At 63.3% G+C, this 20,385-nt stretch carries 18 protein-coding genes; 8 read left to right on the top strand and 10 right to left on the bottom strand.

The window, feature by feature from the left end; all coding sequences use genetic code 11:
* Nucleotides 1-89 precede the first annotated feature (89 nt).
* Entirely contained in the window at nt 90-1,475 is a 1,386-nt protein-coding gene (locus ABE528_RS09180; protein WP_346652734.1) for an aldehyde dehydrogenase family protein, read from the top strand.
* A gap of 37 nt (nt 1,476-1,512) precedes the next feature.
* Here the strand turns inward: ABE528_RS09180 and ABE528_RS09185 are convergent, their stop codons facing one another.
* Together ABE528_RS09185 and ABE528_RS09190 are read right to left on the bottom strand one after the other, a co-directional pair.
* A complete protein-coding gene (locus ABE528_RS09185; RefSeq protein ID WP_346652735.1) occupies nt 1,513-3,426 on the bottom strand; it encodes a hypothetical protein in 1,914 nt (637 codons plus the stop codon).
* 120 nt (nt 3,427-3,546) lie between these two features.
* On the bottom strand, nt 3,547-4,446 hold the full coding sequence (locus ABE528_RS09190; protein ID WP_346652736.1) for a helix-turn-helix domain-containing protein: 900 nt from the start codon (nt 4,444-4,446) through the stop codon (nt 3,547-3,549).
* A 152-nt stretch (nt 4,447-4,598) separates the two neighbouring features.
* Here ABE528_RS09190 and ABE528_RS09195 point away from each other — a divergent pair, with 152 nt between their 5' ends.
* From ABE528_RS09195 to ABE528_RS09205, 3 genes are all read left to right on the top strand, one after another.
* Nucleotides 4,599-5,957 carry a glutamine synthetase family protein gene (locus ABE528_RS09195; protein ID WP_152955123.1) on the top strand — a complete coding sequence of 453 codons (1,359 nt, stop codon included), beginning with the start codon at nt 4,599-4,601 and terminating at the stop codon, nt 5,955-5,957.
* Between the two features lie 66 nt (nt 5,958-6,023).
* Nucleotides 6,024-7,112, top strand: a complete 1,089-nt coding sequence (locus tag ABE528_RS09200; protein ID WP_346652737.1) for a polyamine ABC transporter substrate-binding protein — start codon at nt 6,024-6,026, stop codon at nt 7,110-7,112.
* A 14-nt stretch (nt 7,113-7,126) separates the two neighbouring features.
* Nucleotides 7,127-8,422 carry an FAD-binding oxidoreductase gene (locus ABE528_RS09205; RefSeq protein ID WP_346652738.1) on the top strand — a complete coding sequence of 432 codons (1,296 nt, stop codon included), beginning with the start codon at nt 7,127-7,129 and terminating at the stop codon, nt 8,420-8,422.
* A gap of 135 nt (nt 8,423-8,557) precedes the next feature.
* Here the strand turns inward: ABE528_RS09205 and ABE528_RS09210 are convergent, their stop codons facing one another.
* Both ABE528_RS09210 and ABE528_RS09215 read right to left on the bottom strand, forming a co-directional pair.
* Nucleotides 8,558-8,863: a DNA-binding transcriptional regulator gene (locus ABE528_RS09210; RefSeq protein WP_159410229.1), complete on the bottom strand. Its 306-nt coding sequence runs from the start codon at nt 8,861-8,863 to the stop codon at nt 8,558-8,560.
* On the bottom strand, nt 8,844-9,227 hold the full coding sequence (locus ABE528_RS09215; RefSeq protein WP_152955128.1) for a type II toxin-antitoxin system RelE/ParE family toxin: 384 nt from the start codon (nt 9,225-9,227) through the stop codon (nt 8,844-8,846). Before ABE528_RS09215 ends, ABE528_RS09210 begins: the two co-directional genes overlap by 20 nt.
* A 200-nt stretch (nt 9,228-9,427) precedes the next feature.
* On the opposite strand from ABE528_RS09215, the gene ABE528_RS09220 reads away from it, so the two are divergent.
* The 3 genes from ABE528_RS09220 to ABE528_RS09230 all read left to right on the top strand — a co-directional run bounded on the left by ABE528_RS09220 (nt 9,428) and on the right by ABE528_RS09230 (nt 11,408).
* Nucleotides 9,428-10,105, top strand: a complete 678-nt coding sequence (locus ABE528_RS09220) for a DUF3313 domain-containing protein (RefSeq protein ID WP_346652739.1) — start codon at nt 9,428-9,430, stop codon at nt 10,103-10,105.
* Nucleotides 10,106-10,351: 246 nt separating this feature from the next.
* On the top strand, nt 10,352-10,933 hold the full coding sequence (locus ABE528_RS09225; RefSeq protein WP_346652740.1) for a DUF1842 domain-containing protein: 582 nt from the start codon (nt 10,352-10,354) through the stop codon (nt 10,931-10,933).
* A gap of 19 nt (nt 10,934-10,952) precedes the next feature.
* Complete coding sequence (locus ABE528_RS09230) at nt 10,953-11,408, top strand: DUF1842 domain-containing protein (RefSeq protein WP_346652741.1); 456 nt, start codon at nt 10,953-10,955, stop codon at nt 11,406-11,408.
* Nucleotides 11,409-11,456: 48 nt separating this feature from the next.
* Here the strand turns inward: ABE528_RS09230 and ABE528_RS09235 are convergent, their stop codons facing one another.
* Nucleotides 11,457-12,833 (bottom strand): L-serine ammonia-lyase, encoded by a 1,377-nt coding sequence (locus tag ABE528_RS09235; protein WP_152955136.1) that lies wholly within the window; start codon nt 12,831-12,833, stop codon nt 11,457-11,459.
* Between the two features lie 146 nt (nt 12,834-12,979).
* Between ABE528_RS09235 and ABE528_RS09240 the strand changes: the two genes are divergently transcribed.
* Nucleotides 12,980-13,924, top strand: coding sequence for a LysR substrate-binding domain-containing protein (locus ABE528_RS09240; protein WP_346652742.1), 945 nt, complete (start codon nt 12,980-12,982; stop codon nt 13,922-13,924).
* On the opposite strand, the gene ABE528_RS09245 is transcribed toward ABE528_RS09240, so the two are convergent.
* The 5 genes from ABE528_RS09245 to ABE528_RS09265 all read right to left on the bottom strand — a co-directional run bounded on the left by ABE528_RS09245 (nt 13,925) and on the right by ABE528_RS09265 (nt 20,375).
* A complete protein-coding gene (locus ABE528_RS09245) occupies nt 13,925-15,448 on the bottom strand; it encodes a phosphoethanolamine transferase (protein WP_346652743.1) in 1,524 nt (507 codons plus the stop codon). It lies immediately after the preceding gene.
* Between the two features lie 173 nt (nt 15,449-15,621).
* Complete coding sequence (locus tag ABE528_RS09250) at nt 15,622-17,043, bottom strand: undecaprenyl-phosphate glucose phosphotransferase (RefSeq protein ID WP_152955142.1); 1,422 nt, start codon at nt 17,041-17,043, stop codon at nt 15,622-15,624.
* 196 nt (nt 17,044-17,239) lie between these two features.
* Nucleotides 17,240-17,989 carry a WecB/TagA/CpsF family glycosyltransferase gene (locus ABE528_RS09255; protein ID WP_152955145.1) on the bottom strand — a complete coding sequence of 250 codons (750 nt, stop codon included), beginning with the start codon at nt 17,987-17,989 and terminating at the stop codon, nt 17,240-17,242.
* The gene (locus tag ABE528_RS09260) at nt 17,989-19,176 is read right to left on the bottom strand and encodes a glycosyltransferase family 2 protein (RefSeq protein WP_346652744.1); all 1,188 of its coding nucleotides are present in this window, start codon (nt 19,174-19,176) and stop codon (nt 17,989-17,991) included. Before ABE528_RS09260 ends, ABE528_RS09255 begins: the two co-directional genes overlap by 1 nt.
* On the bottom strand, nt 19,170-20,375 hold the full coding sequence (locus tag ABE528_RS09265; protein ID WP_346652745.1) for a glycosyltransferase: 1,206 nt from the start codon (nt 20,373-20,375) through the stop codon (nt 19,170-19,172). The genes ABE528_RS09260 and ABE528_RS09265 overlap by 7 nt, the downstream gene beginning before the upstream one ends.
* Nucleotides 20,376-20,385: the final 10 nt, after the last annotated feature.

Raw genomic sequence — 20,385 nt, forward strand, 5'->3', positions numbered from 1 at the left:
AATGTTTCGCTCATTATTATTCAGTTTTCATTAAAGCCATAGCCCACTAGTCTGGCCTCACTGATTAACAACAACGAGAGTGCCCCGCCATGAGTGCGATCAGCAGCCTGACCCACGCCATCTCCGTCAACCCGTTCAGCGGCGAGCAGATTGGCGCCTACCCGTTCGACACCGACGCCGCACTGGAAGCGGCGCTGCAACGTGCCAAGGCTGGCTATAGCCAGTGGCGCCAGGTGTCGCTGGGTCAGCGCAGCGAGTACCTGCTCGCCCTGGCCAGCACCCTCGAAGCCAAGGCCGAAGCCTTCGCGCAGATGATCAGCCGCGAAATCGGCAAGCCGATCGCCCAGGCCCGTGGTGAAGTCGCCAAGTGCGTCGGCCTGTGCCGCTGGTATGCCGAGCACGGTCCGGCCATGCTCGCCGCCGAGCCGACCCAGGTCGAGAAAGCCCGCATCGAGTACCGCCCGCTGGGCCCGATCCTCGCCGTGATGCCGTGGAACTTCCCGGTCTGGCAGGTGCTGCGCGGCGCCGTGCCGGCGATCCTGGCGGGCAACACCTATGTACTGAAGCACGCACCGAACGTGATGGGCAGCGCTTACCTGCTGGGTGAGCTGTTCAAGGACGCCGGCCTGCCTGAAGGCGTGTTCGAAGTGCTGAACGTCACCCCGGACGGCGTCACCCGCGCCATCAACGACGTGCGCATCGCCGCCGTGACCCTGACCGGGAGCGTGCGTGCCGGCATGGCCATCGGTGCCCAGGCGGGTGCGGCGCTGAAGAAGTGCGTGCTGGAGCTGGGGGGTTCCGACCCGTTCATCGTGTTGGCTGACGCCGATATCGATGCCGCCGTGCAGGCCGCCGTGATCGGTCGCTACCAGAATACCGGCCAGGTCTGCGCCGCTGCCAAGCGCCTGATCATCGAACAAGGCGTCGTTGAGGAATTCACGCGCAAGTTCGTCGAAGCCACGCGCAAGCTGAAACTCGGCAACCCGCTGGAAGACGATACCTACATCGGCCCGATGGCCCGCTTTGATCTGCGCGACGAGCTGGATGGCCAGGTCCAGGCGACGCTGGCCGAAGGTGCCACCCTGCTGCTGGGCGGCAACAAGGTCGAAGGCGTGGGCAACTTCTACGCACCGACCGTGTTCGCCAACGTCACCCCGGACATGACTGCGTTCAAGCAGGAGCTGTTCGGGCCGGTGGCGGCGATCATCACTGCCCGTGACGCCGAGCATGCCGTGGAGCTGGCCAACGACAGCGAGTTCGGCCTGGCGTCGACCATCTATACCGCCGACTATGCGCTGGCCGAGCGCATGACCGCCGCGCTGGACACCGGTGGCGTGTTCATCAACGGCTACTGCGCTTCCGACCCCCGCGTGGCGTTTGGTGGCGTGAAGAAGAGCGGTTTCGGGCGTGAGCTGTCGCACTTTGGCGTGCGCGAGTTCACCAATGCCCAGACCGTTTGGCTGGATCGTAATTGATACCAGGCATTGGGGCCGCTGTGCGGCCCCAGCACCGTCAACCCCGGACCTGGTCCTTGACCCAGTCCAGCATCCCCCCCGGCACGATCAGTTCATGCCGCGCCCGCGAACAGGCGGTATACAGCCCCGCCAACATCCGCGCCCGCTCGTTGCGGTTGCCCGCTGTGGCAGGCGCCACCATCAGCTCCGGCGACACCATCACCCGGGCGAACTCCATGTTCTTCACATCCCGCACCCGCCCGAGGAACAGCTTCGGCGCCTTGTCCCAGCGGTAACGGCTCTTGGCCTTGGCAAAATGCTCGGAGGTATAGCCTTTGCGCAGCATGCCGGCCACGGCAACAAAGGCCTTGTCGTCGCCCTTGTCCTGCTCCAGCGCTTGCCAGCTGGGGTAACGGAACAACATCGGATGACGCGCCCGGGTGCCGTGGCGATACAGCTCGATGCAATCCTCGACGAACAGCTCGAAGTCCTTGCGCGCGCTTTGCAGCAACACGAAGGGCACCCCTTGGTGGGTCAGGCGCTGGAACCAGCCAAACAGGCCCCACTCGTCATCGACGATCAAGGCGGTTGGCTGCTCGGGCACCGTCACGGTGTCGAAGAAACTCACCCGCGTGTAATGCTCGGCGCTGCCACTGAAGGCGGCCTGGATCGCCGCCGGGTGCGCCTGAATCAGCGGGTTGAGCACGCCGTCCATGGCCGGGCCGGCGCGCAGCGAATGGTCGATGTAGCGCTGGCGGATGAAGTTGCCATGGTGCGGGCTGAGGCCATTGAGGTTCTGCAACTCGTCACCCAGGGCGATCACCGACTGCGGGCTGCGATCGAGCACCGAGAGCATCGGCGCGGACAATTCATGGGCTTCGTCTACGATGACATGGCTGTAGCGGCTGTCGATCACCTCGGCGGTCAGCGACAGCAGCTTGACCCGGTGGTAGTCACGCACCGGCAGCTGGATTTCGCGGGCTGACGGGCGGATCAGCTCCTGCCAGTACAGGCGGGCCTTTTCCAGCAGCACTTCCTGGTCCAATGGCGAGGTACCCGGCCCGGCCCAAGGCAAGTGATGCAGCTGCAACTGGCTGTCGCCGCTGCGGCAGAAGCTGCGCACGGCCTTGACGCACAGGGCCACCACATCGCACGCAGCGAGCGGGCCGATGTCGGGGATGTTCAGCCAGCGCACCACCTGCGCCTCCTGCGGGCGCCAGGACAGTTTGGTGCGATACGGGTCGCGCAGGCGCCAGCCGTTGCTGGTGAGGTCACGGTTGAGGATTTCGTCGGCCAGCTGGCCGAAGGTCAGCGCAGTGTAGGCCTGGGCATCCTTCACCCGTGCCTGCAATGCCCGCAACTGGCCTTCGGTAAGGGCCAGCAACAGCGTGCGCTGGGGGTCGAGCAGGCGGGCGAACTGGTGGATCAGGAAGGTCTTGCCGGTGCCGGCAAAACCCTGCACGGCAACCGATTCGTCGACGCCGCAAAGAAACTCGCGCAGCAGGCGGTTCTGTTGGTCACTGAGCATCAGGTCAGTGGCCAGTGACGGCAGGTAGACCGGGTGCAGCGGGGTCACGCGCTGGCGGTAGCTGTCGGCGAACTGGAAATTCCACTGGCCTTCGGCGTCCTGGAACTCGTCGGCCTGGTACTCGGTTTCGGCCGACACCAGGGCGACGCCATTCTCACCCAGCATGCCCAGCCCCATGGCGAACGCCTCGCGGTCGAAATGCTGCGCTACCTGCCCCTGGAAGCGGCCCGGGGCTGCGCCTTCGACTTCATTTGCGATACGCACGATCTCGGCGAAGCGGCGCTCCTGCGCGTCCGCCGAGGCGCTGGCCGGCTGGCGTGGCAGGTTCTGCACGAACAGCACGGCGGCAGCCTCCAGCAGGCTGGCGGTCGGGAAGTAGTCAGTGGCGGTGGGCGCGCTGGCCAGGCGGTCGGCCTGGTCGCTGGGCAAAGGCAGGTAGAACATCGGGACCTCGGGTGGAAACTGCCGGGCACGATAGCAATTTTCCAACGGGAATGCTGGGTTGTCTGCACCGGCCCTTTCGCGGGTGAACCCGCGAAGAGGCCGGTAAAGGCACCATAGGACTCAGCCCCTTCCCCGCTTCAAGGTCTCGCTCGGAAACTCCTTGAACAATTGCCGGTAACTCTCTGAAAACCTTCCCAAATGCCAGAACGACCAGCGCATGGCCACCTCGGCCACGGTCACCTCACCGCCGCGCAACAGGTCCCGTCGCGCACCGTTGAGCCGACGCAAGCGCAACCAGTGTGCCGGCGGCATCCCGGTGAAGGCCTTGAACGCCTGCTGCAGCTGGCGCAGCGACACACCGGCCACCTCGGCCAGCTCGACCAGATTGAGGGTTTCTTCCGGGCAATCTGCCGCCCATTCGCTGACCCGCTGCATGATCGCCCGCTCCTCGCCGCGCCGCCCCAGCGCCCCGCCCTGCAAGCGCTGGCAGGCATTGTCGAGGATGAACAGGCAGTCTTCGAGCAACTGCTCGGCCAATGCCTGCCCTTGCAACGGGCAGTCGGCCTGGCCAAGGCGGGTCAGGGTGGCGCTCAGCCAACTGCCGAACAGCGCGTTCTGCCCGCTGCCCAGCGGCACCATGAACAACCCTTCGAGCCGTTGCGGGTCCAGGCCATGGCGGGCGAGAAAGGCCTGGTCGAACACTACGGCCACTTCCTGGTAGTTCTCCGGGGTGATCCAGATGTTGCGGCTCTGCTCGTTGAGCAGGTACAGGCTGTTTTCGCTCTGGTCGAAACAGAACGCCAGCGAACCGCTCGGCGCGCGGAAGAACTGCTCGACGCGGGTATTGAGCCGTTCCTCGTAGACCTCCACGCCATCAAGCCCCAGGCAGCGCAACTGGCCGCTGAAATGCCCCGGCGACATCTGCCGGTACTGCTGCTGCCAACCGGGGGTGGCGCGCACCTGTTCGGAGACATCCGTGGTGTGGAAAGCCTGAACCTGCAAGGCATTGGGCGTTGTCACGCTTTGTCCTAGTTGCACTCTTTTGGTGCATTCATCGCTGAAGAAAGTGGATAGATGGCTTTGCGGGCCTGCGCTCAAGATAGTCTCCAGCGCGCCACCTGGGAAGCCACCGGCACCTGCCGCGCACACAAAAACCCAACCAAGAGGTCTGTATGAACGCCCCCTTCGATCAGCTGTCCACCTGGCTGAAAGAACACCGCATCACCGAAGTCGAATGCGTGATCAGCGACCTGACCGGCATCGCCCGCGGCAAGATCGCACCGACCGCCAAATTCCTTCACGAGCGCGGCATGCGCCTGCCAGAAAGCGTGCTGCTGCAGACCGTCACCGGCGATTACGTCGATGACGAGATCTACTACAGCCTGCTCGATGCAGCCGACATCGATATGGTCTGCCGCCCCGACCCGACAGCCGTCTACCAGATTCCATGGGCCATCGAACCGACCGCCATCGTCATCCACGACACCTTCGACAAACAGGGCAACCCGATCGAGCTGTCGCCACGCAACGTGTTGAAGAAGGTGCTCAAGCTGTATGCCGACAAGGGCTGGCAGCCGATCGTCGCGCCAGAGATGGAGTTCTACCTGACCCAGCGTTGCGAAGACCCGGACTTGCCCCTGCAAGTGCCACTGGGCCGCTCGGGCCGCGCCGAAAGCGGACGCCAGTCGTTCTCGATCGACGCCGCCAACGAATTCGACCCGCTGTTCGAAGACGTGTACGACTGGTGCGAGCTGCAGGGCCTGGACCTGGACACGCTGATCCACGAGGACGGCCCGGCGCAGATGGAGATCAACTTCCGTCATGGCGACGCGCTGGACCTGGCCGACCAGATCACCGTGTTCAAGCGCACCATGCGTGAAGCCGCGCTCAAGCACAACGTCACCGCCACCTTCATGGCCAAGCCGATCACCGACGAGCCGGGCAGCGCCATGCACCTGCACCAGAGCGTGGTCGACATTGCCACCGGCAAACCGGTGTTCGCCAATGACGATGGCAGCATGAGCGAACTGTTCCTGCACCACATTGGCGGCCTGCAGAAGTACATCCCCAAACTGCTGCCGATGTTCGCGCCGAACGTCAACTCGTTCCGCCGCTTCCTGCCGGACACCTCGGCACCGGTCAACGTCGAATGGGGCGAGGAAAACCGCACCGCCGGCCTGCGCGTGCCGACCTCCAGCCCCGATGCCATGCGGGTGGAGAACCGCCTGCCGGGTGCGGACGCCAACCCTTACCTGGCGATTGCCGCCAGCCTGCTGTGCGGTTACCTGGGCATGATCGAGAAGATCGAGCCGAGCGCGCCGGTCCAGGGCCGTGCCTATGAACGGCGCAACCTGCGGCTGCCGATCACCATCGAGGATGCCCTGCAGCACATGGAAGATTGCCAGACCGTGCAGCGCTACCTGGGCAAGCAGTTCGTTCAGGGCTACGTGGCGGTCAAGCGCGCCGAGCATGAAAACTTCAAGCGCGTCATCAGTTCCTGGGAGCGCGAGTTCCTGCTGCTGAGCGTGTGATTCTCCGGGGGGCGCCAAGCGCCCCCTTGCACCGAATTCAAAGAACAAGACCAACGAGGTGTCGACATGCGTCATCTGCAAGCCCTGATCCCCGCCACATTCGCCCTGCTGTTCGGCGCCGCCGCACAGGCCACGCCCAGCGTCAGCGTGTACAACTGGACCGACTACATCGGTGACACGACCCTGGCCGACTTCCAGGCCAGCAGCGGAATCAAGGTCGTCTATGACGTGTTCGACTCCAACGAAACCCTGGAAGGCAAGCTGCTCGCTGGCCGCACCGGCTACGACGTGGTGGTGCCTTCCAACCACTTCCTGGCCCGCCAGGCCCAGGCCGGTGCATTCCTGCCGCTGGACCGCAGCAAGCTGCCGAACTGGCAGCACCTGGACCCGAAGCTGCTCAAGCAGCTTGAACAGAATGACCCCGGCAACCAATACGCAGTGCCGTACCTGTGGGGCACCAACGGCATCGGCTATAACGTCGAGAAGGTCAAGGCCGCGCTGGGCGTCGACCATATCGACTCCTGGGCCACCCTGTTCGAGCCGCAGAACCTGAAGAAGCTCAAACAATGCGGGGTGGCCTTCATGGACTCCCCCGACGAGCTGTTCCCGGCGATGCTCAACTACCTGGGCATGGACCCACGCAGCGAAAAACCGGGCGACTATGCCAAGGCCGAAGCGCGCCTGCTCGAACTGCGCCCGTACATCAATTACTTCCACTCCTCCAAGTACGTCTCGGACCTCGCCAATGGTGATATCTGCGTGGCCTTCGGCTATTCCGGCGACGTGTTCCAGGCGGCCAACCGGGCCGTGGAAGCGAAGAACGGCGTCAAGATCGCCTACAGCATTCCCAAGGAAGGCAGCAACCTGTGGTTCGACCTGCTGGCGATCCCCAAGGATGCCCAGAACCCTGAGCAGGCCCTGGCGTTCATCAACTACCTGCTCGACCCGAAAGTGATCGCCAAGGTCAGCGCCACGGTCGGCTATGCCAACGCCAACCCGGATGCCCAGGCCTACATGGACAAGTCGCTGGTCGACAACCCCGAGATCTACCCACCCCAGGCGGTGCTGGACAAGCTGTACATCTCCAGCACCCCGAGCCCGAAGATCATGCGCGTCATGACCCGCTCCTGGAGCAAGATCAAGTCCAACCGTTGAACCGAGAACGCGCCATGCCTTTCGATACCCAACATACCGCGTCGTACTACGCCGCCACGGCGCGCAACGCGACGCCCTACCCCTGCCTTGAGGGTGAACTGACAGCTGACGTGTGCGTGGTCGGCGGTGGCCTGACCGGGGTCAACACCGCGCTGGAACTGGCCGAGCGCGGGCTTTCTGTAGTGCTGCTGGAGGGCCGGCGCATCGGCTGGGGCGCCAGCGGGCGCAACGGCGGCCAGCTGATCCGCGGCATCGGCCATGATGTCAGCGGCTTTGCCCGCTACGTCGGCCAGGACGGCGTGCGCTACCTGCAGCAGGCCGGCATCGACTCGGTGGCCCTGGTGGCTCGCCGCATCGAGCAATACGCGATTGCCTGTGACCTGCGCTGGGGCTTCTGCGAACTGGCCAATACCCCGGCACAGTTCGCTGCCTTCAAGGCTGAACAGGACGACCTGGCCAGCCTTGGCTACCGCCACGAAACCCGCCTGGTCGGGCCCGAGGGCATACATGAGATCGTCGCCAGCGACCAGTATGCCGGCGGCCTGGTGGACATGGGCTCAGGCCATCTGCACCCGCTCGACCTGGTGCAGGGTGAAGCGCGTGTGGCCCACGGCCTGGGTGTGCGCATCTTCGAGCAAAGCCCGGTGCTGCGCATCGAGCATGGCCCCACGGTGACCCTGCACACGGCACGGGGCAAGGTACGGGCCCAGAGCCTGGTGCTGGGTTGCAACGCCCACCTCGACGAACTGGAGCCACGCCTGAGCGGTAAAGTGCTGCCGGCCGGCAGCTACGTGGTGGCCACCGAGCCGCTGACCGAAGCAGTGGCCAGCAGGCTGATCCCGCAGAACATGGCCATGTGTGACCAGAAGGTCGGCCTGGACTACTACCGCCTCACTGCCGACCGCCGCCTGCTGTTTGGCGGTGCCTGCCATTATTCAGGGCGTGACCCCAAGGATATCGCGGCCTATATGCGGCCGAAGGTGCTCAAGGTGTTCCCGCAACTGGCCGATGTGCGCATCGACTACCAGTGGGGCGGCATGATCGGCATCACCGCCAACCGTTTCCCGCAAGTGGGACGGTTGAGCCAGCACCCTAACGTCTTCTATGCCCAGGGCTATTCCGGGCATGGGCTGAACGTGACCCACTGGACGGCGAAGTTGCTGGCCGAAGGCATCGCGCTGGGGCAGAGCCAGGGGCTGGATGTGTTCAGCGCGGTGCCACACCTGACGTTCCCCGGCGGCAAGGCGCTGCGCTCGCCGCTGCTGGCACTGGGGATGTTGTGGTACCGGTTGCGGGAGGCCCTGGGTTAAGTGCGAGTCAGGCCGAGCTTGTCGCGGGAATGACCTTCTCGCGACGGCTCAACTTTACAAGCAGCCTTATGAAAGCATGGTAAACACCTGATTTATATACGTTTACTCTGACAGATACGAAATCAAATAAATTACCTAAAGAATTGCCTGCAACCCTTTGATTGCAATGACATTTAGTAACTTCAGCGCAGGGCCTGCCGGACGTGTCTCGCCCTGCTCCCATTTACGCACCGTTGATGCGCTGGTATGCAGATGCAGTGCGAACACCGGCTGGCTGAAATTCAGTGCCTCACGAAGCTGGCGAATATCCAGCGCACTGAAATCCCGCACCGGAGCGGGACAGAGCATTTCGAAATCCCGAAGGGTAACCTTGCCAACAGCCCCGGCCTCATGAAGAACGGCCAGATCCTCTCGCAACGATTCAACAATTTTGCTGCTCACAGCAAACCTCCATCAATACACCTGATTGCAATGCCCGCCTGAGCGCTACAGGACAAAGCTCCAGGAAAACCCTACCAGCGAAGCGCAACGCTTTTTGTTCTTCCGGCGTGATGTTGGCCTTGTCGCTCTTGGCAAACCCGTGCAGAAACACATAGCGATTGCCGATACGAGCAGACAGCAGTGTCCGGTAACCACCGCGCTTGCCGGTACCGTGCCCTGCAACACGCTTCTTGAACAACTCACCGCCGAGGCTGGCATCAACCAGCCCTCTGCGCATTTCATTCACCGCCTGGCACAACATCGCATCTGATAGTTTCTGCCCGGCTTGCCAGCGCGCAAAATCCTTGCGCTTGAGAACTTCCATGAGCGGCCTCCAAACCATACCCGTTACGGGCATAGTTTTTCAACGGTCGCCACGATTGCATAGACGGCGCATTCCGGCCAAATCGTAGGAAAAGTCAACGCCACAACTCGTTTTGAAGCGACTTTTCGCCGGCCCACTGGCCAACTGCCAAGCACCTGCTAGCGTTGTTCTGGCCGACCTTTCATGGATGCAAGACCATTATGAAATCATTGCCTCGCGTTACCCTGTTGTGCGCCGCTTTGCTCGCTGTGGCCGCCTGCTCCAGCAACCGCGTGGACCCCAAGGACTATTCCGGCTTCCTCAAGGACTACAGCCGCCTGCAGGAAGTGAAAAGCCCATCCGGTGCACCGGTGATGCGCTGGATCGACCCCAAGGTCAATGTCAACCAGTACACGCAGGTGTTCATCGAGCCGAGCCAGTTCTACCCCAAGCCGCAAGCGACGGCGGTCATTTCCCAGCAGACACTGAGTGAAATCACTCGCTACTTCAACGAGGCCCTTCGCCGTGAAATGGGCAGCGTACTGACCCTGGCCAAGGCGCCCGGCCCGGGCACCATCGTGGTCCGCCCGGCAATCACTGCGGTTTCTACCAGCAATGAAAGCCTCAAGCCTTACGAATTCATCCCGATCGCGCTGATTTCGGCGGGCGTCAACACCGCCATGGGCGGCCGCGACCAGGAAGTGGATGTCGGTGTCGAAGCAGCCTTCCTCGATGGCGGCAGCCAGAAGGTACTGGCCCAGGTGGTGCGCAAGGGCACCGGCAAAGAACTGGAAAACGACAAGACCAAGCTGACCCTGAACGACGTCAAGCCCGTGCTCGACGGCTGGGCCAAGGACATGCGCGCCAGCTTCATCAGCCTCAAGAACAAGAGCAAGTAACCCTTAGCCGCTCCGCTCGTCGGAGACAGTTCAAAAACGCCATCACTGCCTGGCAGCCCTGCTTTACTCAAGCGGGCTGCCAGGCAGGCGGCACCGCAGACCAGGGACTGGTTGCACAAGCTGGCTGACAACAGCCACTCGCTCCGGGCAAGCAACATCGCCCGGCTCCCTCTTCTCCCCGCCTTTTCCGCCCGCCTTTGCAGCCGTGTACCGGTATTTCATTCATCGAATGCAATGGAGGCAATCATGTCTGATTCACTGCTCGTACCTTCGGCAGGCCTGTTCCCGGTGTCCTACCAGATCGGCAACAACGCCGCTGGCGCCCCGCGCCTGCAACTGGACCTGCTGGTCTACACCCCGGACCGCAGCCTTAACGGCGCAGCCCAGATCACACAGGCCATCAACCCACCACTGGACCTGCACCTGGACGTCTGGGGCAGCTACACCTACCTCACCGTCCAGCCGCCCAGCGAAGGCAGGATCCTGATCACCGCCCAGGGCAACCAGGGTGGCCCGCATGCCAACTCACCGGTGCAGTTCAAGTTCAGGGCGCTGCTCGACCCGAGCTGGCAGCGCGGCGTGGCCGATTACGAGTACTTCAATGGCCAGCGCTGGGTCAGCGTGGACAACGTCCCGGTCACACTGGAAGGCCAGCGCATCCAGCAACTGGCCAATGTCGACCTGCACAGCGAGCTGCACAACGCCACCCTTGAGGCCGCCATCGCCAACGGCGATCTCGCGCACCTCAAGCAGTTGGCCACCGGCGGCCTCGACCAGGCCCTCGCAGCGACCAAGTCCCCGGCCACCAAGGCCGCCAAGAAAGCCTGAGCAGGCAAGGAGAAACACCATGGCAATCGGACTGTTCCATGTTCGCCTGAACGTCAGCAACGGTTTGCTCGGCGCTCCGACCTTGACCCTCGACCTGTTGGTCAACACCGTGACCAAGAAGGTCTCCGGCAAGGCCCGGGCCAGCCAGGCCACCTACCCGTCGCAGCCATTCCAGGCCAACGTGTGGGGTGACTACAGCGAGCTGCAGTTCGCGCCAGCCGGCGCGCCGTCGATTGTTTTGAGCCTGGACGGCAGCCCCAGCGGGCCGCTCAGCCAGATCGCGCAGACCTTCCACCTGCACGGCCTGCTGGATAGCGGCTGGAGCAACGGCTCGGCCAGCTACCGTTACTTCAGTAACGGCCACTGGGTTGATCAGCATGGGCGAGTGCGCAAGGCGCCGGATGTGACCCATCAGGGCCGTCCGCAATTGGCCCAGCGGCTGAAGGCGGCCGTCAGCCAACTGGAAAGCGTGTAACCCGCAAGCAGCGTTCGCCGGCAAGGCCACTTGCCGGCGAAACGCCGGTCAACACTCGACGAACGCTACCGCCAGGCCACCCCGCGAGGTTTCCTTGTAGTTGGCATGCATGTCGGCGCCGGTGTCGCGCATGGTGCGGATCACCCGGTCGAGCGAGATGAAATGCTCGCCGTCACCCCGCAGGGCCATCTGCACGGCATTGATCGCCTTCACCGCAGCAATCGCATTGCGCTCGATGCACGGCACCTGGACCAGCCCGCCAACCGGGTCGCAGGTCAACCCGAGGTTATGCTCCAGGGCGATCTCGGCGGCGTTTTCAAGTTGCGGTGGTGTGGCGCCCAGCACTTCGGCCAGGCCGGCAGCGGCCATCGAGCAGGCCGAGCCGACCTCGCCCTGGCAGCCGACTTCAGCCCCGGAGATCGATGCATTCTTCTTGCACAGGATGCCGACCGCAGCAGCAGCCAGCAGAAACGCCACCACATCGTCGTCACAGGCGCTCGGGTTGAACTTCATGTAGTAGTGCAACACAGCCGGGATAATGCCGGCGGCGCCGTTGGTAGGCGCGGTGACCATCCGCCCGCCGGCGGCATTCTCTTCGTTGACCGCCAAGGCAAACAGGTTGACCCACTCCATGGCGCTCAAGGTCGAACCGATCACGTTGGGCTGCCCGGCCTCCTGCAGGCTGCGGTGCAGCCGCGCGGCACGTCGCCTGACGTTGAGCCCACCCGGCAGGATGCCTTCGTTGCGCAGGCCGTTGTCGACGCAATCGCGCATCGCCGCCCAGATCCGCAACAGGCCTTCACGCACCTCGGCTTCCGGGCGCCAGGCGCACTCGTTGGCCATCATCAGTTGAGCCACGCTCAGCTGGTTGGCCTTGCACAGGGCCAGCAGTTCGGCGCCGCTGGAAAATTCGTACGGCAGGTGAACGGCATTGGCTTCGGCTTGCGGTGCGTCAAGCTCGCTCTGCTCGACGATGAAGCCACCACCGATGGAATAGTAGGTCTGCTGGAACAGGCTGCCCTGCCCGCCCATGGCTTCCAGGGCCATGGCATTGGGGTGATACGGCAGGCTCTCGTCCAATAGCAGCATGTCGCGGGCGTACTGGAACACCAGCGGGTGGCTGCCGTCGAGCATCAGGCACTGCTCCTGCAGCAGTTGGTTGATGCGCGGCTCGATGGTGGCCGGGTCGATGCGATCCGGCCACTGCCCCATCAGGCCGAGCAGGCAGGCGCGATCAGTGGCATGGCCTACCCCGGTGGCTGAAAGCGAGCCATACAGCCGCACTTCGATGCGCTGCACCTGCGCCAGCAGGCCTCGCTCGCGCAACGCCTGGGCAAAGCTCGCCGCCGCCCGCATCGGGCCTACGGTGTGGGAGCTGGATGGGCCGATGCCAATCTTGAAAAGGTCGAAAACACTGATAGCCATGCTAATGCCTGACCGTGTCGGTGCTGAACGCCGCCGCACGGTTATCTGAGAAAATTGAGCGGTATTGCCAATTTGCGCGATACTGCCGCGCTCACTGCCAGATGACCAACGAAACTTCCTAAGCAAGGCTTTAGTGGTACTAAACAATGCGACGACAACTCAATGGCCAGATGTTCGTCTGGCTGCATGTCTTCTCCTGCGCGGCGCGGCACCTGTCGTTCACCCGTTGCGCCGAAGAACTGCACATCACCCCTGGTGCGGTCAGCCAGCAGATGCGCCAGCTCGAAGAACGCCTGGGCTACAAACTGTTCCTGCGCCGGGCGCGCGGCGTGGAGCTGAGTGCCGAAGGCCAGCGCCTGGCGCAGACGGTGACCGAGGCCTATGGCAGCATCGAGGCTGAATTGTTGCGCCTGGATGCCGGGGAAATCCGCGGCACCCTGCGCCTGCGGTCGATCCCGTCGTTTCTGGCCAAGTGGCTCACCCCTCGACTGCCGCGCTTCCAGCAGCGCTACCCGGACATCGAGCTGCGCCTGGTCGCCGAAGACAGCGCCCAGGCCCTGCACCCGGGCGACTTCGACCTGGCCATCGACCTCAACGACGGCAGTTACCCCGGCATGCTGTCGACCCCCTTGCTGGACGAGCAGATCTTCCCGGTCTGTTCACCCGCGCTGCTGCGTGGCCGCCCACCGCTGCATGGCCCGGCAGACCTGGCGCATTACCCGCTGCTGCACGACATCACCGCCTGGCGCGGCAGCTCGGAATACGCGGAGTGGGAGTTCTACCTGGAGGGCATCGGCGCCAGCGGGCTGGACGTGCGCCGAGGGCATACCTTCAACCGCAACCACCTGACCATCGAAGCGGCGATCGCCGGCATCGGCGTGGCCATTGCGCGGCGTACGCTGCTCAATGACGAGCTTGAGCGCGGCGCCTTGATCGTGCCGTTCGGCCACCCCATCGCCAACCACAAGCGCTACATGGTGCACTACCCGCCGGGCGGGTTGAACCAGCCCGGCGCCCGTGCGGTGCATGACTGGCTGGTGGAGGAAGCGCAAGGTTTCCGCACCTTGCACCCGCTGGCGCTGCCGGCCTGATCACTCGGCGGCAATGTGCTTGATGTCGAAGTTGAACGACGGCACATAGCCGGTACCGAGCAGATGCGGGCACTCCGAGCTCCTGTAGTCATCGCTGAGCAAGTCCTGGGTGCTGTCATAGCCTGGCATCGATATCCCAGCCATGTTCAGCAGCGTGTGCGGCAGCGAGGCGATGCTGACCTGCTGGTCCTCCCTGGCCTTGAGCTTCTCCAATTTGCCCGACTGCTCCGGCGAGAGGTTGCCGCTGGACCAGACAAACGCCGAGGTCGACAGGTCGTATTCATTACCCATGCCATGGCCCAGCAGTGCCCGGCTGTCATCCAGCAGGTTCTCGCCATGGTCTGACGAGTAGACCAGCAGCGCTTTCTTCTGGCTGGCCGTCAGTTGCTGCATGATCGAGGACAGCAGCCAGTCGGTATACAGCACCGAGTTGTCGTAATCGGCCGTGATCCGGTCTTTCTGGCTGTCGCTGGCAGGCTTGAACTGGGCAAAGTCACTTGGGAAACGCCGGGCGTATTCGAAGTGGCTGCCCTTGATATGGATGAATATCGCCTGCCGCTGCCCATTGGCCTTGCCCAGCACGTTCTGCAACGCCGGTATCAGCGCACCGTCATAGCTGCGCTCCAGGTACTGGCGGTATTGAGCTTCTGCGGCGATCTGCGGAATGATCCCGCCAAAGCTGTCAACCTCCTGCGAGGACAGCCAGTACGTGTCGTAACCGGCCGCACGGAAGATCCCTACCAACGACTTGTTCGAAGCGATCAGATCCCAGTCGCGGATGGGTTCCAGGCTCAGCAGCGAAGGCACGGCAACCGAGGTGTAGGGCGCGGTGGTGCACATGCGGTTGAACTTGAACAGCCCCGGCTGCTGATCGAGGTGGGGCGTGGTCCTGTTGTGGTAGCCGTACAACGACCAGTTGTGCGGGCGCGAAGATTCACCAATGACGAACACCAATGTCTCGATGTCGGCCTGGTCAGAGATGCTGGTGATCTTCACCTCCGACTCCAGGCGCTGCTTGATGTACCCCTTGGACTCCACATACAAGGTCGCCGTCAGGCCGATCTGCGACAGGTAGCCTACCGGCGTGCTCTGGTCTTTCGCCACTAGGTCGAGCACTGCGCCTTTACTCAGTGAGTTGGCCTTGACGGTCTTGTAAAAATAAGCGCCATAGCCCAGCAGCAATCCCCCCAGCGCCAGCACAAGGATGGCCTTGTTGCGGTACAGGCGACGCCCATGCAGCCCGGCCAGCCCCACCCCGTAGCAGAGTGCGAACAGGGCCAGTGTGCCGGCGATAGAACGCCAGTAGGTGGCCAGAAAGTCGGTCGCTTCCTTGTAGTTGGTCAAGGCAATGAACAGATACGCCGCCGTCAGCCGCGAACCGAAGTTCAGCACGACGAACAGGTCGATGCTCGCCAGCAGATAGAAGGGCAACAGCAGCAGATGCACCTTGAACTGATTGGCGGATACGAAGCGGATTGCCAGCAGCCACAAGAATGAAATGGCAAAGGTGTACAAAACCAGCAAGTCGACTTTCGCGCATTGGCAATCTGCCAACAGCCTGGCGAACAGCGGCGACAACAAAAATGCCCAAAGTAATAGCGAGGGCCACTCGGCTTTCAACAGCCCGACGGCACCCGCCCTTCTCGCTGGCAAGTTGCTCATGCCCCCTCCCCTTTACGCCGCCTTTCATGCAGGCATCAATAAGCCTGCTTGCCGGTGAAGGCATTGACCGTTCGCACCAGGATCACGAAGTCGAGCCACAACGACCAGTTGTTGATGTACTCGATGTCCGAATTGACCCGCTGGATCATCTGCTCGATGTCCTTGGTTTCACCCCGATACCCGCGCACCTGCGCCAGGCCGGTCATGCCAGGCTTGATGTTGTGGCGGGCGAAGTAATCGACGATGTCCGGTGAATACAAGTTGTCGTGCTGCAAGGCATGGGGCCGCGGGCCGACCAGCGACATGTCGCCGGTCAGCACGTTGAACAGTTGCGGCAGCTCATCGAGGCTGGTGCGCCGGATGAATGCCCCAACCCGGGTCAGCCGTGGGTCATTGCGCTGCGCCTGTTCGACCACACCGTTTTCCGGCTGATGCACATGCATGCTGCGGAACTTCCAGATACGGAACGATTCCCCGGTCCAGCCCGTGCGGTCCTGACGGAAGAACACCGGCCCTGGGCTGTCCAACTTGATGATCACCGCGACCGCCAGCAACACCGGCGAGGCGCACAACAGGATGAGCGCGGCCAGCACGCGGTCTTCAAGGTTTTTCAGGAACAGGCTGGTCCCGGTCAGTGGCGTTTCCGACAGGGTCAGCACCGGAATCCCGGCAATCTCGCGCACGCTGTGATTGATCAGCCGCAGCGAGAAGATGTCCGGTACCCAATTGACCGCGATGCACTTGTCGAGCAACTTGAGGTAGACATCCTGAATGACTGCAGACCCCCCAAGGGGCGTAACCAGGTAGACCGTGCGGATGCCATGCTGGGCGATGATCTCGTCGAGGTCGGCAATGCTGCCCAACACCGGCAGGCGCGACTTTGCATCTTGCGTCTCACGGGCCTGATCTTCTTCCTGGTCGACCCAGATGCAGCCCATCACCCGCTCACCGAACCACGGGTTGTTGCTGATCTTCTGATACAGGAAGTTGGCCAGGTCGCCATTGCCGATGATCAGCGCGTTATCCAGCCGCGCATGGGCGGTGAAACGCTTCTGCAATTCGCGCATGGCCACGTGCAGGAACAACTGGACGATATAGCCAATGACAAACAGTTGCACGACCAGCAGCCGTGAATAGGTTTCGCTCTGTTTGGTCAGGAACGCGATCACCACCAGAAAACAGAACGTCGCCGACCAGGCCTTGAACAGCCTGAAGGCCTTTACCGAGAGCCCCACATTGCTGCGGTAGATGGCGTAGTGGTCATAAATGACCGCCAGCGCACCGATCAGCAGCAGCAGCATGATCACGTAGTCTGAGGTGATGTAGCCGAACTGGTCGTAGATCAGGTACCACGCCACACTGGTGACGGCAATCCCATCAAGGCCCGCTTGAACAGCGTTGCTGACGCTACTTCTTCGCTGGAGCAACGACCGACTGCTTCTGGGTTCGAAAACCATCGTAAGGCCTCACTGATCTGTGCGTGGCAATTGCCTGACCATCACAACGTAGCGATGGAAACTCACCTCAGGTACCTGAAAAACCTTTGAAAATTTGCAGCTCGGCGCGTCGCGTCGATTGATATCACTGTAGCAGCACCCGGCGTTTGCTGCGGGGCAGATCAAGCGCCCCGACAGGCAGCATCAAGCTTCACGACTACCCCCGATGCACAGGCGCTCTGGCATACAGCAGCGCACGCAACAGGAACAACGGATTGCCAACCACATAGCGTGTAAACAGGCGCTTGGGCTCTTTGAGCAAGCGGAAAACCCACTCACCGTTCAGCCGCCGCACCCAGTGGGGTGCCCGCGTTACCTTGCCCCCCAGAAAGTCGACAATGGCGCCGCCACACACGATCAGGCAGGGGCTGTCGAGCGCCGCCAGCCGAACGGCCACCTGTTCCTGCTTGGGCATCCCCATGCCCAGCACGATCAGCGCGGGCTGTTGTGCCTGGGCCAGGCCAAGGTACGTGTCGACCTCGGCAAAACCGTCGTGCCGTGACACCACGTGCACGCCATACTGCGCTTGGCAACGTTGCGCGGCCTCGGCCAGGAACGGCTCGCGCGTCCCCCAGAATGCCACGCGCCTGCCCTCGAAGGCCGCCAGCAGCTTGGGGATGAAGTCCGTGCCATTCATGTTGAGCCCGGGGGCCAGCCCCAGGCGCCGCAGCAATATCGCCATGCCGGCACCGTCGCGCAGCAGCACGTCAGCGGCCGCCAGTGCCTGGCCGTAATCAGCCTTGGCGGCGACCAGGTTCAAGGCATGGGCGTTGACGAAACCCAGCACGGTAGCCCGCTGCGGTGAACACAGCGAGGCGAGCAGGCGTTGCTCGTCCGTTGCGTCCTGGACCAGGCGCAGCTTGCCCATGACCGTCTTCCAGCGTTGCAACCAGGCCCACTCTCGCATCAGCTGTCATCCCGTTTCGAACGCACCCAGTCCACCTGGCGCTTGAGCAGGAACCCCAGGTACAGCGGGATTTTCCTCGCGGCATAGAACGGCGCGTACATCAGTACCGAAAACGGGATCAGCTCCCGTGCAAAGCGCGCCCACGCCAGCACGACGGCGGCGCCCAGCAGGCCCAGGGCCAGCGTGGCAAGCAGCGCTGGCATCAGCACGCCGAATACCCCGAACGCCAGCCAGCTGACCACAAAAAGCACCATCAGCAGCAAGGACAGCAAGGCCAGCGGCGGCACCAGCAGGTCCATGGCCATGCCCAGCAGCGGCCAGTTACGCCGCAACAACGCGCGCCCAAGCAGCGCGGGCCCCTCGGCCAGCACCACCCCCAGGTGGCCATGTTCCCAGCGCTTGCGCTGAATGCTCAGGCCTTCCTGGCTGGTGGGGAAGTGACTGTTGACCACAGCGTCCGGGCAGAACAGCGGCGGTTTGCCCAGCGCGGCGCACTCCAGGCCCAGCTTCAGGTCTTCGACCAGGTGCCCGGTTGCCAGGTTGACGGCCGACACGTCTTGCCAGGCAAAGGCCATGCCCGCCCCCATCAACTGGCAGGGCAAGCCCGCCCGTGCCCAACCACGCGGGCGAACCAGGTTCTTCACCCGCCAGGCAAACGCCGCTACCTGCACCTTCAGCCCTGCACCGGCAGGTGCATGCATCAGATACAGCGCTTGCGCGGGCCGGGCGTAGTCGACACAACAGCGCGCCAAGTGCTCAATCGCACCCGCGCCGACCTGGCAGTCTGCGTCGATGATGATCAGCACCTCGGGGGGCGACTGGCGCAGGTGCTGCACGCCGAAGTCCAGTGCGTAGCCCTTGCCCCGACGCTGGTGATCCTGGCGCTCGACCACTTGTGCACCCGCCGCACGGGCCAGGCTCGCGGTCTGGTCGGTACAGTTGTCGGCGACCACCAGCAACTGGTCGCCCTCACGCAATTGCGGCCTGATGCTGGCAAGTGTGGAGGCGATCAGCGATGCCTCGTTGTGCGCGGGCACCAGCACCGCCACCCGCGCACGAGCACCTTGCCGGGCGACCCGCACAGGCGCAGGCAGGCAGGCGAGCACCACCTGGGTGAACAGCACCAGGGTCGGCAACAGGACCAGCAGCACCGCCAGGCCCAGCACCCCGCTCAACAGGGTCAGCATGTCGCCACCTTGAAATGGCTGACCAGCCTGGCGGCTTCAGTATCGATGTCATGGCGCGTGAGCACGCGCTGGTAAGCAGCCTCGCCCATGCGTTGCAGAACCTCCACCGGTTGCTGCAGGCAGTCGAGCATGGCCTCGGTCAACGCCTCGACGCAGCCAGCCGGGAACAACCAGCCGTTCTCCCCCTGGCGGACCAGTTCGGGAATGCCTGCCACGTAGGTGGTAAGCACCGGCCGACGCAGCGCCATGGCCTCCATGATGACCACCGGCAAACCCTCGGCAAAGCTGGGCAGCACCAAGGCACGCGCGGCGAGGATTTCCTCCCGCACCTGCGCACTGCTGATCCAGCCGGTGATGCGCACCTGCGCCTGCAAGCCGTGCCGGGCGATCAGTGCCTCGATCGGGCCACGCAACTCGCCATCGCCGGCCAGTACCAGCTCGAAGTCCACGCCCCGGCTCGCCAACGCGCGTGCCGCCTCGATCAGCAGCAACTGGCCTTTCTGCTCGCACAAGCGCCCCACGCAAACCAGCCGGGGCGCAGCGGGCGGCGCAAGCAAAGCTCCCTCGTGGAAACTGCGCTCCAGGCCACAATGCACGACCTTGACCTTACCCCAGTGCTCATGCGCCACCCAGCGATACAACTGGCTGCGACCGAAGGAGCTGACGGCAGCCACGAACGCAGCCCGGCGCACCTTCTCGCCCAGGTGCAGGAGCTGCGCCTTGTCGAACTCTTCCGGCCCATGCACGGTGAAGCTGTAGGCCGGCCCGCCGAGGGCATTGGCCAGCATCACCACCTCGGTCGAGTTGGTGCCAAAGTGCGCGTGCACATGTTCCGCTGCAGATGCCTGCAACCATTGCACCACCCGGCACGCTTCGGCCAGGTAGACCAGGTGGTAAGGCCATGGGCGATCAGCGCGCCAGCCCAGGCGAAGCGCCAGGCGCAGTGCGCCAAGAAACCGCTTCGGTTGTGCCCGCGCAACCTCGCACAACGGCTTGAGCAAGCCCCTCAACCCCTCCTGCAGCACGTAACGGGTCTTGTCCCGTTCAGCCAGGTCTTCGGCGTCGTGCAGGTCGGCATCCCAGCCACGCAAGGCGATGCGTTGAACCTCGATGCCCTGGCGCTCCAGCGCCAGTATTTCGCGGCGAATGAAACTGTGACTGACCTTGGGATACTGATTGATGAAATAAGCAATACGCATAGTGCCCCGA

This window comes from Pseudomonas sp. TWI628 (assembly GCF_039673865.1).
Classification (GTDB): domain Bacteria; phylum Pseudomonadota; class Gammaproteobacteria; order Pseudomonadales; family Pseudomonadaceae; genus Aquipseudomonas.